This is a genomic window from Intestinibaculum porci (genome assembly GCF_003925875.1).
Taxonomy (GTDB): domain Bacteria; phylum Bacillota_I; class Bacilli_A; order Erysipelotrichales; family Coprobacillaceae; genus Intestinibaculum; species Intestinibaculum porci.
The window spans coordinates 947,659-961,352 of the sequence record NZ_AP019309.1 but is presented as its reverse complement, the minus strand read 5'-3'; the positions used below and the strand labels follow the sequence as shown (position 1 = coordinate 961,352).

Below are 13,694 nucleotides of genomic sequence, written 5' to 3'. Positions count from 1 at the left end.
GCTTTTTGACCTTTACAACTGTCGAAAACGGGATATTATAATGGATGTATACATGAAAGGAGAGAATGATGCAGTGTACCGAAGAAAAAAAGATCAGTCATACTATACAAACAGACACAGCTGTTTTCTGCTGCAGTATCACATGGTGCTTGTCACAAAATACAGGAAACCTGTTCTCAGAGGAGAAGTCCGTGATCTTGTATACCAGATAATCAGAGACGTGTTCAGTGAGAGAGGACTAAACATCCTGGAAATGAACGGTGAGGAGGACCATGTTCACGTGCTTTTTGAGGCGGACCCATATACGACACCAGGTGAGCTTGTCAATGTTGTAAAGACGAAAACAAGCCGATTTGCGAGAAAGCAGTTCGGTGAAACGGAACTGAAGAAATATTACTGGAAGCCTCTATTCTGGAGTGACAGCTATTTCATCACAACGGTCAGCGAGAACAGTCTGGAAACCGTGCAGGCATACATCCACAACCAGTAGAGCGGGCATTCATCCACGCCCATATCAGAGATATGGACGTGGTACTCTGCCTTTTTTAATAGATCGCGGTCCCTAAATTGAAAAGAATGGCGCAGATCGTATAGAGCACTGCATTAAAACTTAGGTTCATAATCCCGACACTGAAGTTTTCAAAGTGCTCTGTCAAATAGACGCCTAGTAAATCAAGACCGCCAGCGCTGCCGCCATTGGTCAATACAATCCCGCAGCCAGCGCCGCCTAATAAACCAGCGATTAAAATATTCGCTAACTTATCATCAAGCAAAGGATGAGCAGGAATCGGCGCCAAGGAGAAAACAAATGTTTGAATAGCAACCGATAATATTGTTAAAAAAAACATGCGCTTATTCATCGCTTTATAAGCGAGAATAAATAATGGAATATTCAAAGCTAAGTTAATCATCCCAGCTAAATCAAAAGAAACATGAGAAAATCCTAACGTTTTAATGAGCTGCGCTAAGCCGACAATCCCGCCGGCATAAAGCTTTAATGGGGTTAAAAAGATATTGACACTTAAAGCGTAAAGAATACTGCCTAAAATAACGAAAGCCCCTCTTTTATAAGTAAAGGGCATGGGCTGATAATGCACTGACATAATGTCCTCCTATACAAAAAAGGATACGCCTGAAACGTATCCTTCATCTTTTAATAGTAATAATCTTCGTCATCTTTTGGTCTTAAGAAATAAACCAGTAATTCGACGATCGCAATAATAACGGTATTTAAGATATACACATTAATCAGACTAGAAGCTCCTTCTGATAATGAGACATAAGCCGCATAGCTTGGCAAGAATGGTAAGATCGTATGTAAGCCATTAACAATGCCACGGACCAGAATCGTTGCAAAACCGCTATAAGCACTATACATATTCGCAATGAACTGTAAGACGCCACGATCAAACTGACTTTGCAGAGCAATATAAATGACTAAGCCAATAATCAGAATGACTAATGATAAAGCAAAGGTATAAAGGATATTAATAATGACATTGGCGGTTTTCCGTAATTTCGTATCCTCCTGACGGCTTTCATCCTGAATCAGGAAGTCCGTTGCGGGCGTTTCGTCCGCAAAGTTTTCTTCATTACGCGCCATTACTTTTGATAACACATCATCGAGTTCGATGGTCTTTTGCGGATCTAACGATAAGATCCCAGTATCTTCATAGCTTTCCTTATCAATTGGGCCATTATAAATAATGGTATCACCAAAATCCTGAACCTGTGACTCTTCTTCAGGTTCGATATTTTCACTTTCTGAGGTATAAGCTTCTTCACTCATACTTTCAGCAGTTTCCGCTTCACTTTCCGGATAAGCTTCGTAAGGTTCTTCTTCCGGGGTGTCTTCATAAACGTCTTCTTCGTCAGTTTCCTCTTCAGATACTTCCGCAGCAGAAGCATCTTCTTCCGGCTCTTCTCCGACTTCCGGAATTTCTGATTCGTCAACCTCTTCTAAAGATTCTTCGCGTGATGATAAGCTTGATTCTAAGTTTTCTAAGATATCTTCAATCGAATGACGTGGTGAAACAATCGCTTCTGATGGTTCCGGTTCAATTTCTTCATAAGCTGGTTCCTGCGACGGTGTTTCTTCAGTTGTTTCTGGTTCAGCCGTTTCACTGCTCTCGGCAATGATTTCTTCACTTTCAGAAGTAGCCTCACTTTCTGGCGCTGCGATGCTTTCCGATGCGGCTTCCGTTTCTTCGGAGAACGCATTTGGCATTTCCGAGAGTGATAACTCTTCCGCTTCTTCCGATTCCTCAACTTCTGCCACTTCTGGCACGGTATCAGGAATAACCGGCTTTTCATCTTCTAAGGAAGCAGGATCCACATTTAATTCCGATAAACGGAATTCATATGTCTTATTGACGATATCTAACAGCGAATCATCATCTTTGTATAAATCTTCCAAATGAATACGAACATTACGTAATTCTTCTGGTGACATATCTTCATCAAGACCTAAGATGGATTCATACATCTTATAATCTTCATAACGACCAAAGATGACATCGTTTAATGCTTCATATAAAGACTTGCAGGTCTGATAAGAAAGAGAACGTTCCTTTTCTCCTGCTGGCACTAAGTCTTCCATATAAATCATATTCAGATGGGCTTCTTTACCAGTTTCCAGCAATGACACTAACGATGTCACTAATAAGGTCTGTTCTGGTGTGACCTGATATTTCTTCATTAATAAGTCAAAAATATCGGTTGCTGGGAATGGCTGTAATTTTGTATCATTCCCAATCACATAATCAACTTTATTATAAAGTTTCCCCATTTCGAGATAAGCGATCGCATTTTTTGTTTTATGGGTTGTCACCACTGCAATCTTAATCTCTTTTTGTCTTAAATATTCAAGAAATTCCAAAGCCCCATCATTGGCACTCTGATCTTTCATTTTCAAATAATTATATAGATCTTTTTCTACTTTATCATTCAGCGACGCTGAATCCATTGAATGAGCAAGAGGTAATGCATCATACATAGAATACATATTACCTAAGGCTTCATAGAACGTCTGGCGATCCAGCGAGACATTCTGTTTCTTACATAGATTTTTATAAAAGTTATAGCGATAGTGATTTAAAGGAAATAAGCAGCCATCTAATTCAATGACGGCGAGTTTTAAATCACTGACGTTTTGCCTTACCATATGTTCATCCCCTTTGAGGCTAATTATACCAAATCTCGCTTTATTATGCCACTGTAATTCACATTCAGGCACACAAGACTATTATAAAGACTAAATCAATTTTTGCAACGTATGCACGTTAAAAAATCCAAAAACATCCTTTTAATAAAAGAAAAAGAGAGGTCATCCCTCTCCTGCTTGTAAAAAATGGTCTCCCCTCACGGGCTCGAACCGTGGACCCTCTGATTAAGAGTCAGATGCTCTGCCAACTGAGCTAAGGAGAGATGTACGTAAAATATGCAATTGAAAGTAAAAGCTGCACATTGTGCAGCTTCATAGATCAAATGGTCTCCCCTCACGGGCTCGAACCGTGGACCCTCTGATTAAGAGTCAGATGCTCTGCCAACTGAGCTAAGGAGAGATTTCTTATCGACTGCGTGAATAATGATACAATAGATCACGGCTAACGTCAATAAGAAATGCGAAATTTCTAAGATTTTTTTCGTGTAAACTTACGTACTAACCACTCTTTGGCATTCGCCACGGCCTCAAAGGCTATTGTCAGATAGCGTAAGACCGGTTCTGAGGCAATCGCAAAAACGACAAAGAGCATGATACATTTTTGCGAGACACGGGTGATATCAAAGAGTCGATGACCAAAGTAAACCGCTGCTAAGATACCTATAATATTGCCGCCAATAACTAAACTCTTGAAAAGATTCAATGGTTTAGAAATCGAGATTAAGATTAAAAAGCCAACAATCGACATCAGAAATGCTGATGCAACGGAAATATCTTTGGTGGCAACACCAAAGGTTTCACCAAAGACAACAAGTGATCCGACAATCGCAAAATCAGTAATCGCCGCCGGCAGCGACTTAAATAAGACGCGGCGAATAAAATGACCAGTAATGCGCTCTTCGCTTGGCTCTAACGCTAAGAGAAAAGCCGGGCAGCCAATGGTAAAGAAGCTGATCAGCGAGATCTGCGCTGGTGATAATGGATAGGTCAGGAAATTGACAATCGTAAAGATTGCCAAAATAAGTGAAAAGATATTCTTCACTAAGAATAACGTTGCCGAACGTTCAATATTGTTCACGACATTACGTCCCTGCGAGACAATCGCCGGCATGTGGGAAAAGTCCGAATCAAGTAAAACTAACTGAGCTGCCTGAACCGCCGCATCCGAGCCGGCGGCCATACCGATGGAACAGTCGGCATCTTTCATCGCTAAAATATCATTGACCCCATCGCCTGTCATCGCCACAGTATGCCCCTGCTTTTTCAAAGCGCGAACAATCATTTGTTTTTGTTCTGGCGTGACACGGCCAAAGACCGTATACTTCTGTACCGCTTCCGCAATTGCTTTTTCATCACCTAAGGTTTGGGCATTGATATGATTTTCAGCATGCAAAATACCGGCTTGTTTCGCCACTTCTGAAACGGTCACAGGATTATCCCCGGAAATTACTTTCACATCGACGCCTTGTTTCTCAAAGTAGCTAAAGGTTTCTTTCGCATTTTTACGTAAGGGATTCGATAACATAATATAGAAGATCGGTTCCACATATTCATTGCTTAAAGACCCCGCTGGCAAACCGCCTTCCTTAGATGCAAAGACGAGCACACGCAAGCCTTTAGAGGCATAGCTTTCAATTTGTTCACGATACGTTTCATAATTCATCGCTAAGACAATTTCCGGCGCCCCCATCATATAAGTGACATGCCCAAAGGTCACCGCACTGTATTTATATTTGGAAGAAAAGGACATATAGTCCTGTGATGTATACGTATCACTTTCCCCAATATAGCTGCGAATGGCCTGCATTGTCGCATTATCATCCGGCAGTGTTTTCACATAAGACTGAAGAATGTCTCTGTTTTCGCTTTCCAGCGATGCATTCATATCCGTAGCTTTCATAAAATCTGCCACCAACATGGAATGATCAGTAATCGTGCCGGTCTTATCGACGCATAATGTATCCACGCGGGCTAACGCTTCAATCGACTTCATATTGTGTAACATCACCTGCTGACGTGCTAACATCACCGCTGATAAAGCCAAACGCACAGATACTAATAAATAAAGGCCTTCTGGAATCATCCCAATGACCGCTGCGACACTAGATACGACACTTTCGGAAAACGGCTTGTGGGCAAAGAGATAACTTTGACCAAATAACATGAGACCAATTGGAATAATGGCGACCCCAGCAAATTTGACAATCCGATCAATGGCTTTGACCATATCCGATTCTTTATTATTCACTTTTTTCGCTTTCGCGGTTAACTGCGAAATATAGGAATCATCGCCAACATGGGTTAATTCCGCTTCGCATTCCCCGTTGACAATAAATGAGCCCGACATCAATGCACTATCGACAGTTTTCTCAATTTCATCAGCTTCCCCAGTTAAAAGGGCTTCATTGACGTTGACACTGCCATTAATAACTCGCGCATCTGCAGGAATCTGATCGCCGCCTTTAAGAGCGATGACATCCCCTAATACCAGCTCTGAAACAGCTAGCTGTTTTAAACTGCCATCACGATAGACCATCGCGGTGGGGGCATTTAAAATATTTAGGTTATCCAACACTTTTTTTGCATACACTTCCTGGGCAATGCCAATGAGCGTATTGATAATGATGACCACCAGGAAACTCAAGGAGTTCCAGGCCCGTGCTAAAATAATTAAAATCGCTAACACGAAGAAGATAAAGTTAAAGTAGGTAAAGACATTTTCTCGCACGATTTCACCAATCGTTTTTGATGTCTGTTCATGACTGACATTGCCTTGTCCTGCCGCTTGTCTCTTTTTCGCTTCTTCACTTGTTAAACCGATCATCTAACCACCTCACATACCTTAATAGTAACACTTTCTTGAGACTCTACCAAACTGAAATGACATCTTCATGAATTTCGCATCGCGATTTTTTTCATTTTCCTGTTGCAATCTCATATTTTACATCTGATAAGCTAATAAAGGCAAAATACATTGAATACATCAATATATTTTGCCTTTTCTTTATTCAAATCAGTTTCGTACTTTTTTTTGAATTTACAACCCTTTGATATTTTTTTAAATATTTTTGAGTAATTATTTTTCGTGAGGGCTGAAATCCAAAAACTTCAGCTAGGTCATCCACGATTTCTGTCCTTTTAAAGGATGGAATATAGTTTGTTCCGTTTATATAGGTTAGGTTAAGATTGCGAAGTGTATCAAATAATTCTGCACACGTATATTTTTCATTCATATACTTTTTTTCAAGCAAACGATAAACCAGCAGGGCAATGAAGCATATTAACAGGTGACCGTTGATTGAATGTTCTTTTGAGACATACATTGGTCTTGTTTTTAGTTCGCTTTTCATTATTTCAAAGTTTTCTTCAATCTCCCAGCGCTGTTTGTTTGCACTAATAATTAATGAGAGATCACTGTCTTCAAGATCGGTAGTTACAGCATAAAAGCCATCGTATTTTTCTTCTTCTGCAATCTTATTTTCATCAATTGTATAAATTGCATCACTAGCTACTTCACCGTTCTTCGTGAAAGATGTTTTAGAAATATAATAGCGTGGGTCGCGTTGGTTGGTTTTTGTAAGTTTTCCTGGGTTATCAAGAAGCTTTCTCGCTCTTTCTAGTTTCTTATCTCTGATATGTTTTTGGTAATTGGCAAATTTTCTTGAATAAGTAACTATATAGTTTTCTTCAAGAGTGTATTTACCGCCTGATGATTCGGATTTTTTGGTTCTTTTTTCCCATTTGTTTTTGAAGAAAACAAGATCTTTTATCTTCTTCTTTACGCCTTCAATTTCTATAGTTTCTCTATCAGCCAGATCATTAAGATTAAAAGTTCCAGGATATCCCTCAAGCTTCCATCCTTCTGGTGATATTGCCCATTCCTTCATTACTTTTGACATTTTCTTGATTGGCTGGGTGACAATATAGGCACCATTTTTCTTCATGTCATTATATACCTTATTTTCCCAGCCGTTGAGTCCGGCATCAGCACAGACAACAAACTTTGAAACTGCAAAGTCTCTTTCAACTATAGCCTCTAACTCTCTCATGGATTTTTGCTCATTCATATTGCCCTGAAAGACATAATCAGCTAAAGGGAGACCATCTGCATCCATAAATAGACCATACTGCACAATAGGATTTGGTCTGTTTTCCTTGCTTTTTCCGTATTTTCTGTAGTCATCCTCTTCTTCAATCTCAAAATAGAAATTTGTGCAGTCATAGTAGAGAACCGCTGTGTTCTTTTTGAAAAGCTGTGAACTGTTTTTATAAAGCGTTTTTTCAATGAAATACCTTTGCTCAGAAAGAACCTTGAGGGAACGGTAAACATCTGCCAGCTCATAATCGGACAAGTCGAGAAATTTACAAGTTGATTTGTACGTAGACAGCTTTGATGAAGGATAAATAACCCTAGCAGATACAAGATCGTTAATAATGCTCGCTAAATTGTATTGAAAATTGTACTGGTCTGATATCTCCTTGCAGATATCCTTAATGCCCAATGAGCATAATATGTTTCTTATGTACATGTATCCGATGTTAAAGAGATTTTCCTTGTCCTTTTCTATTAAATCAGCCTGACTGAGGATTAGTTTGACGTCTGCCTTGTCCTCACTGTCTTTTTGTCTTAGTCCATCAACATAGAGCTGAAGCTGTCTCATTACTTCATCCCGGGAATCGGTATGATACTTTTCCATAAGAGTCCTGATATTGCCCAGTTTTTCAGCTACGAAGGTAGATTTCTTTTTAGTGTTAGGATCATAGAAGTCATCGATAACATAGAATGATTCAGAGTTTTTAGATTTGGTTGATTTTAAACGTTTAGCCATATGTAACCCCTCCCAAACCATTATAACATACATTATGGAACATTACGATATTAAAAATTGAAAAAGTTGACAAAAAAACGCTTTTTTAAAGCGTATAATTTAAAATATGAGGTTGTCCAACTGTAAAATACCCGGCTTGTCTCTTTTTCGCTTCTTCACTTGTTAAACCGATCATCTAACCACCTCACATACCTTAATAGTAACACTTTCTTGAGACTCTACCAAACTGAAATGACATCTTCATGAATTTCGCATCGCGATTTTTTTCATTTTCCTGTTGCAATAAGGAAGTGGGTATGATACTATAAACGAGCAGTCGATGCGGATTTACTCAAGTGGCTGAAGAGGCTCCCCTGCTAAGGGAGTAGACCGGGTAACCGGTGCGAGGGTTCAAATCCCTCAATCCGCGCCATATTGCAAAAACAAACGGAAAAGAAATTCTTTTCCGTTTTTTTAAATGTCGATATAATCTCCTTCATCAAGATGACGATCATACAGTTCCTGATCTTTAAACTGTAATGTTTTCTGATGTCCCTTTTCGTCTTCGACAATGACATCATCAACCTGCTCGTAACCATCAGGCCGTCCTTCACAGCCAAAATCCGGCTCTAAAATACGAATAATCTTATAGCGCATAAGCTCCCCCTTTAATGATATGCGCGCGCTTCTATTAATAATGTCACATTATTGGCATACTCTTCAAAAAGATCTTCTTTGATCAAAGCCACCACTAAAGCTAATGAATTGGCTAAGGAATGAGAAGACTTCTTGGGACTGAAGCGGCGATCTGAGAACACATTATAGCCCTTTTCCTGCAAGTTTTCTAGTAACTCCGGATGCTCTTTCAGTGAGCAGATGACTAAATAATCGACTAAACTCTGTTCCTGGGCTAAGATAAACTTATATCCATCCCATTCAAAGTAAATCGGTTTGGTGAGTTTGGTGCGGCGTTTCTTTTTGACACCATCGATCATCACTTCTTCAACAAAATCCTGATAATGTTTGCGGCCTTGGTAAACAATACTGTTTTTTAGTGCCGCTTTGAGATTGATTTCCGTTTTGCCATTGAGAATCTTTAAGCCCAGCTCACTGAGCTGACGGCCATCCTCATAATCCGTCTTACTAGCAATATCTAATGGCACAAAGGAAGCATCGAGAGCACGTAATTTCTTGCGTAAAATATGATTGGTTAAGTGGGTATCTTCAGCGGTTTTATCACCAAAAGAATCGTAGTGTGCTTCCAGCATTTTCACGCGAAAATGGGCATGGGGCTGAGCCACGAAGGCGAATGACTTTTTTAACATATGTTCACTCCTCTCTATCTTCATTATAATCAAAAAGTGTGATTTTCCTGAAAAAAGTTCGCCTTTCTAAAAACTTTTGATACAATGAGCGCGAAAGGAGTTTTTTTATGGACTATAAAATAGTAGAGCGGTCGCAATTTACGATCACAGGCTTCACCCAGGACTTTACCGCCGCGGATGCCTTTTTAAAGATCCCCGCTTATATGAATACTATGACCACACACATTAATGAAAATAAGCTTCCTATCGGCGACCTCGCAGTGACCATCAATGATGAACAGGATTTTAATACCATCCATTTCTATCTCGCTAGTGAAGGAAAGAAAGATATTGCCGGGTGCTCATCTTATACATTCCCCGATGGCTTATGGCTTCAGTTTCCCTGCTATGGCGCTTATCCCTACGCCCTCCAGCAGCTTGCTTATGAAGTATATAATGACTTTTTACCAAGTCATCCCGAATTCTCCATTCGCTTTGACGCTTCGATCGATTACTTAAGCGCCGGTGATCGAAAAAGCCCAGATTATTATAGTGAATTTTGGCTGCCTATTGAAAAAAGATCGGATTAAGCCGATCTTTTTTTACTTATTAATAGTCCCGACACCATCACTTTTCGCCAGCGCATCAACACCTTTTTCATCAATTGTCCCTAAACGTGTGATTTTAGTGTTTAAGGTTTCAGCCTTGGTCGCAATATAGAGGGTATGCCCTCCTTTGACATAGAGATCACCCTTTTTCATAGCGCCCGCTGTTTTGTCAGCCACATTCAGTGCATTATCTAATTCACAGTAATAACCATGACGATCTTTCGCGCAGTTGAGTTCAATTGGGGCAATTGACAATAATGAATTGGCTGACTTATTGCTTAACAAGGTCACTTTATACTTTTGCTTATTCACGCTTAAGGTCATAGTTTTAGCCTGCTGCTTTTCTTCGACTTTGACATTTTCCTGATTATTGGTATCAGAGCCGGTATCCTTTTTAGATGAGCAGCCCCATAATCCTAAGACTAATAAGACGGTTAATAACTTTTTCATAGATGTCCTCCTCGCCAAGAGTATAGCACCATTACAGTAAACCGCCAATGGCTAAGAATAATGGTGCGAAGACTAATGAGACAATGGTCATTAATTTGATGAGGATATTTAAAGATGGACCAGAGGTATCTTTGAATGGATCACCAACAGTATCACCAACGACCGCCGCTTTATGACAAGCCGATCCTTTGCCGCCTAAATGACCATTTTCAATATACTTCTTCGCATTATCCCAAGCGCCGCCGGCATTACTCATAAAGATCGCCATCATGACGCCAGTGACTAAAGCCCCGGCTAGCATACCGCCAAGAGCAGCGGTTCCTAATAAAACGCCCATGACAATCGGTGCTAAGACAGCCACTAACCCTGGCACGATCATTTCATGTAAGGCTGCATTAGTCGAAATAGCCACGCAGGTCTTATAATCCGGTCTGGTTTCGCCCTGTAAGATACCTGGCATTTCTTTGAACTGACGACGGACTTCTTCAATCATCTTGAAAGCGGCTTTGGAAACGGAAGCCATGGTATTAGCGGAGAATAAGAATGGCAGCATTGCCCCAATAAGTAAGCCAATAATAACCTTATAGTTTAAAATATCAATATTTTTAAGGTTAACAGCCTGAGCATAAGAAACGAATAAAGCTAATGCCGTTAAAGCTGCGGAACCGATCGCAAAGCCTTTGCCCATGGCTGCTGTCGTATTCCCGACAGCATCTAAGGAATCGGTAATATCACGAACGCCTTCATCTAAGCCTGACATTTCCGCAATGCCGCCGGCATTATCAGCGATTGGCCCATAAGCATCAACGCCAACAGTGATAGCAGTTGTCGATAACATTCCGACGGCTGCTAAGGCGATGCCGTAAAGATCACCAAAATAGTAAGACGCAAAGATCGCAATACAAATAAGCATAATTGGTAAAACTGTCGATTTCATACCGACCGATAAGCCACTGATCACAGTCGTTCCGGCGCCGGTTTCAGACTGTTTCGCAATTTCTTTAACCGGGGCATAATCGGCAGAGGTATAGATTTCTGTAATCATCCCAATAAGCACGCCGACAATCAAACCAGCCACGACGCACATACCGTATTTGGCGTCACCAAAGATCGCGACGCTTAATAACAGACCACCGATAAAGACAATCGTACTCGCCGCATAAGTCCCAATTTTTAAAGAACTCGCGGGATTGGTATTTTTTGATTTACGGACAAAGAAGGTCGCGATAATGGCAGCTAATAAACCGATCGAGGCCACTAATAATGGATACAGAGCGCCCTTGGCATCGAGGAAGGCTACACCTAAAGTAATAGCGGAAATCAATGCGCCAACATAGGATTCAAATAAATCAGCGCCCATCCCGGCAACATCACCGACGTTATCGCCAACGTTATCGGCGATGACCGCTGGGTTACGGGGATCATCTTCCGGAATGCCAGCTTCAACTTTACCGACTAAGTCCGCCCCAACATCCGCAGCTTTGGTATAAATCCCGCCGCCGACACGAGCGAATAAAGCGATCGAAGAGGCCCCCAAACTAAAGCCCGATAAGACATCGACATCTTTGGTAATCAGATAAATAATAGAGACACCAAGGATCCCAAAACCAGCGACACATAATCCCATGACACTGCCCCCAGAAAAAGCGATATCCAATGCTTTATTAGAAGCGTACTGACGAGCTGCATTAGCGGTGCGAACATTGGCTTTGGTGGCAACGTTCATACCAAAGTAGCCGGCTAGGGTGGAAAGCAAAGCGCCCGCTACAAAGCAGATCGAGGTAACGAAGTTACCAACGCCAATACCGATACAGAAGAATAGAATAATGACAAAGATAATGAGCACACGATACTCACTCCACAAAAAGGCATGAGCACCTTCCGAAATAGCGGAAGCTATTTCTTTCATTTTCTCGGTTCCTTCGTCCTCTTTGATCACGATGTGCGTGAGATAAAAAGCAAAGAGGAGCGCTATGATTGCGACAATAGGAACGAGATACATAAGATTCTGATGAGACATAAGACAACACTTCCTTTCAAACATCATAAATTCCTTTAACTACTTTTTATTATAATCAGCTCTTTCACAAAGTGAACATTTGCACAATTTCTCCAAAAAATATTTGTGATATAAGAAATAGAGAAAATAGAATTTTATGCCTTATTTACGATGCTTTTGGAAATTTTATACAAGTATTCTCTTTCTCTTGACTTTTCTTTTTTAGACAAAATACCCCTTTTTGCACAAAAAAAGACTGACATAAAAGTCAGCCTCTTAAAGCATTTCTGCTAATTCTAAGATTAATTTTTCGGTTTTCTCCCAGCCTAAGCAAGGATCAGTAATAGATTTTCCATAAACCCCATCTTCTGGTTTCTGACAGCCATCAACCAGGTAAGATTCAATCATTAACCCTTTGACTAAGTTTTTGATATTGTCATTGCAGTTTCTTGAATGCAGCACATCCTTAGCGATACGGATCTGTTCTTCGTAACGTTTACCAGAGTTAGAGTGGTTGGTATCAACGATGACAGCAGGATGTTCTAAGTTTCTTTCCTGATATAAGTTGTACACTTTTTCTAATGTTTCATAATGGTAGTTTGGGTAAGCCTTCCCGTTTTCATCAACGTAACCACGTAAGATTGCATGGGCGAAATCATTACCTGGCGTCTTAACTTCCCAGCCACGGTAGATGAATTTCTGTGAAGCCTGAGCAGCGGTAATCGAGTTCATCATAACGGTCAAATCGCCGCCTGTTGGGTTTTTCATACCAACCGGAATACCAGCGCCAGAAGCGACTAAACGATGTTCCTGGTTTTCCACTGAACGGGCCCCAACGGCTACGTAAGATAATAAATCAGAGAGGTAACGATGGTTCTGTGGGTATAACATTTCTTCAGCGCAGGTAAAGCCAGTTTCTTCGACCACGCGTTTGTGCATATGACGAATCGCGATGATCCCCGCTAACATATCTTCTTCACCGAGGGGATCTGGCTGATGTAACATGCCTTTATAGCCTTTTCCGATCGTTCTTGGCTTATTTGTATAGACACGTGGAATGATAAAGATTTTATCAGCCACCTGATCCTGAACTTTTCTTAAGCGGTGCATATAATCTAAAACAGCGTCCTCGTTATCAGCTGAACAAGGTCCGATAATAAGTAAAAATTTATCTGAACGGCCGGCAAAGATATCGCGGATCTCTTCATCGCGAGCCTGTTTCAGCTTTTTCATTTCTAATGTCACAGGATACTGATTCTTAATTTCCTGTGGTGTTGGTAATTTGCGGATAAATTCCATCTGCATATCCATAATGATTATTCCCCCTATATTCGATAGTATCTACATCTTACTTGAAACGAT

General features: G+C 40.6%; 11 protein-coding genes and 3 tRNA genes. 3 read left to right on the top strand and 11 right to left on the bottom strand.

Annotated features, from left to right (window positions below):
• Window positions 1-52 precede the first annotated feature (52 nt).
• On the top strand, window positions 53-490 hold the full coding sequence (tnpA, locus tag SG0102_RS04675; RefSeq protein WP_125118884.1) for an IS200/IS605 family transposase: 438 nt from the start codon (window positions 53-55) through the stop codon (window positions 488-490).
• A 55-nt stretch (window positions 491-545) separates the two neighbouring features.
• Here tnpA and SG0102_RS04670 read toward each other — a convergent pair whose 3' ends face one another.
• From SG0102_RS04670 to SG0102_RS04645, 6 genes are all read right to left on the bottom strand, one after another.
• Window positions 546-1,103 (bottom strand): YitT family protein, encoded by a 558-nt coding sequence (locus tag SG0102_RS04670; protein WP_125118883.1) that lies wholly within the window; start codon window positions 1,101-1,103, stop codon window positions 546-548.
• Between the two features lie 50 nt (window positions 1,104-1,153).
• A complete protein-coding gene (locus SG0102_RS04665) occupies window positions 1,154-3,163 on the bottom strand; it encodes an HAD hydrolase-like protein (protein WP_125118882.1) in 2,010 nt (669 codons plus the stop codon).
• A gap of 187 nt (window positions 3,164-3,350) precedes the next feature.
• Window positions 3,351-3,426, bottom strand: a tRNA-Lys gene (locus SG0102_RS04660).
• Between the two features lie 61 nt (window positions 3,427-3,487).
• A tRNA-Lys gene (locus tag SG0102_RS04655) sits at window positions 3,488-3,563 on the bottom strand.
• 69 nt (window positions 3,564-3,632) lie between these two features.
• The gene (locus tag SG0102_RS04650) at window positions 3,633-5,987 is read right to left on the bottom strand and encodes a cation-translocating P-type ATPase (protein WP_125118881.1); all 2,355 of its coding nucleotides are present in this window, start codon (window positions 5,985-5,987) and stop codon (window positions 3,633-3,635) included.
• Between the two features lie 184 nt (window positions 5,988-6,171).
• A complete protein-coding gene (locus SG0102_RS04645) occupies window positions 6,172-7,992 on the bottom strand; it encodes an IS1634 family transposase (protein ID WP_125118880.1) in 1,821 nt (606 codons plus the stop codon).
• A gap of 321 nt (window positions 7,993-8,313) precedes the next feature.
• Between SG0102_RS04645 and SG0102_RS04640 the strand changes: the two genes are divergently transcribed.
• Window positions 8,314-8,404, top strand: a tRNA-Ser gene (locus SG0102_RS04640).
• Between the two features lie 41 nt (window positions 8,405-8,445).
• Here SG0102_RS04640 and SG0102_RS04635 read toward each other — a convergent pair.
• Both SG0102_RS04635 and SG0102_RS04630 read right to left on the bottom strand, forming a co-directional pair.
• Window positions 8,446-8,628 (bottom strand): hypothetical protein, encoded by a 183-nt coding sequence (locus SG0102_RS04635; protein WP_125118879.1) that lies wholly within the window; start codon window positions 8,626-8,628, stop codon window positions 8,446-8,448.
• Between the two features lie 11 nt (window positions 8,629-8,639).
• Complete coding sequence (locus SG0102_RS04630; protein WP_125118878.1) at window positions 8,640-9,296, bottom strand: DarT1-associated NADAR antitoxin family protein; 657 nt, start codon at window positions 9,294-9,296, stop codon at window positions 8,640-8,642.
• A 107-nt stretch (window positions 9,297-9,403) separates the two neighbouring features.
• On the opposite strand from SG0102_RS04630, the gene SG0102_RS04625 reads away from it, so the two are divergent.
• Window positions 9,404-9,865 carry a GyrI-like domain-containing protein gene (locus tag SG0102_RS04625; RefSeq protein ID WP_125118877.1) on the top strand — a complete coding sequence of 154 codons (462 nt, stop codon included), beginning with the start codon at window positions 9,404-9,406 and terminating at the stop codon, window positions 9,863-9,865.
• Window positions 9,866-9,877: 12 nt separating this feature from the next.
• Here SG0102_RS04625 and SG0102_RS04620 read toward each other — a convergent pair whose 3' ends face one another.
• From SG0102_RS04620 to SG0102_RS04610, 3 genes are all read right to left on the bottom strand, one after another.
• Window positions 9,878-10,333: a cyclophilin-like fold protein gene (locus tag SG0102_RS04620; RefSeq protein ID WP_125118876.1), complete on the bottom strand. Its 456-nt coding sequence runs from the start codon at window positions 10,331-10,333 to the stop codon at window positions 9,878-9,880.
• A gap of 31 nt (window positions 10,334-10,364) precedes the next feature.
• A complete protein-coding gene (locus SG0102_RS04615; RefSeq protein WP_125118875.1) occupies window positions 10,365-12,353 on the bottom strand; it encodes a sodium-translocating pyrophosphatase in 1,989 nt (662 codons plus the stop codon).
• A gap of 255 nt (window positions 12,354-12,608) precedes the next feature.
• The gene (locus SG0102_RS04610; RefSeq protein ID WP_125118874.1) at window positions 12,609-13,643 is read right to left on the bottom strand and encodes a 3-deoxy-7-phosphoheptulonate synthase; all 1,035 of its coding nucleotides are present in this window, start codon (window positions 13,641-13,643) and stop codon (window positions 12,609-12,611) included.
• Window positions 13,644-13,694: the final 51 nt, after the last annotated feature.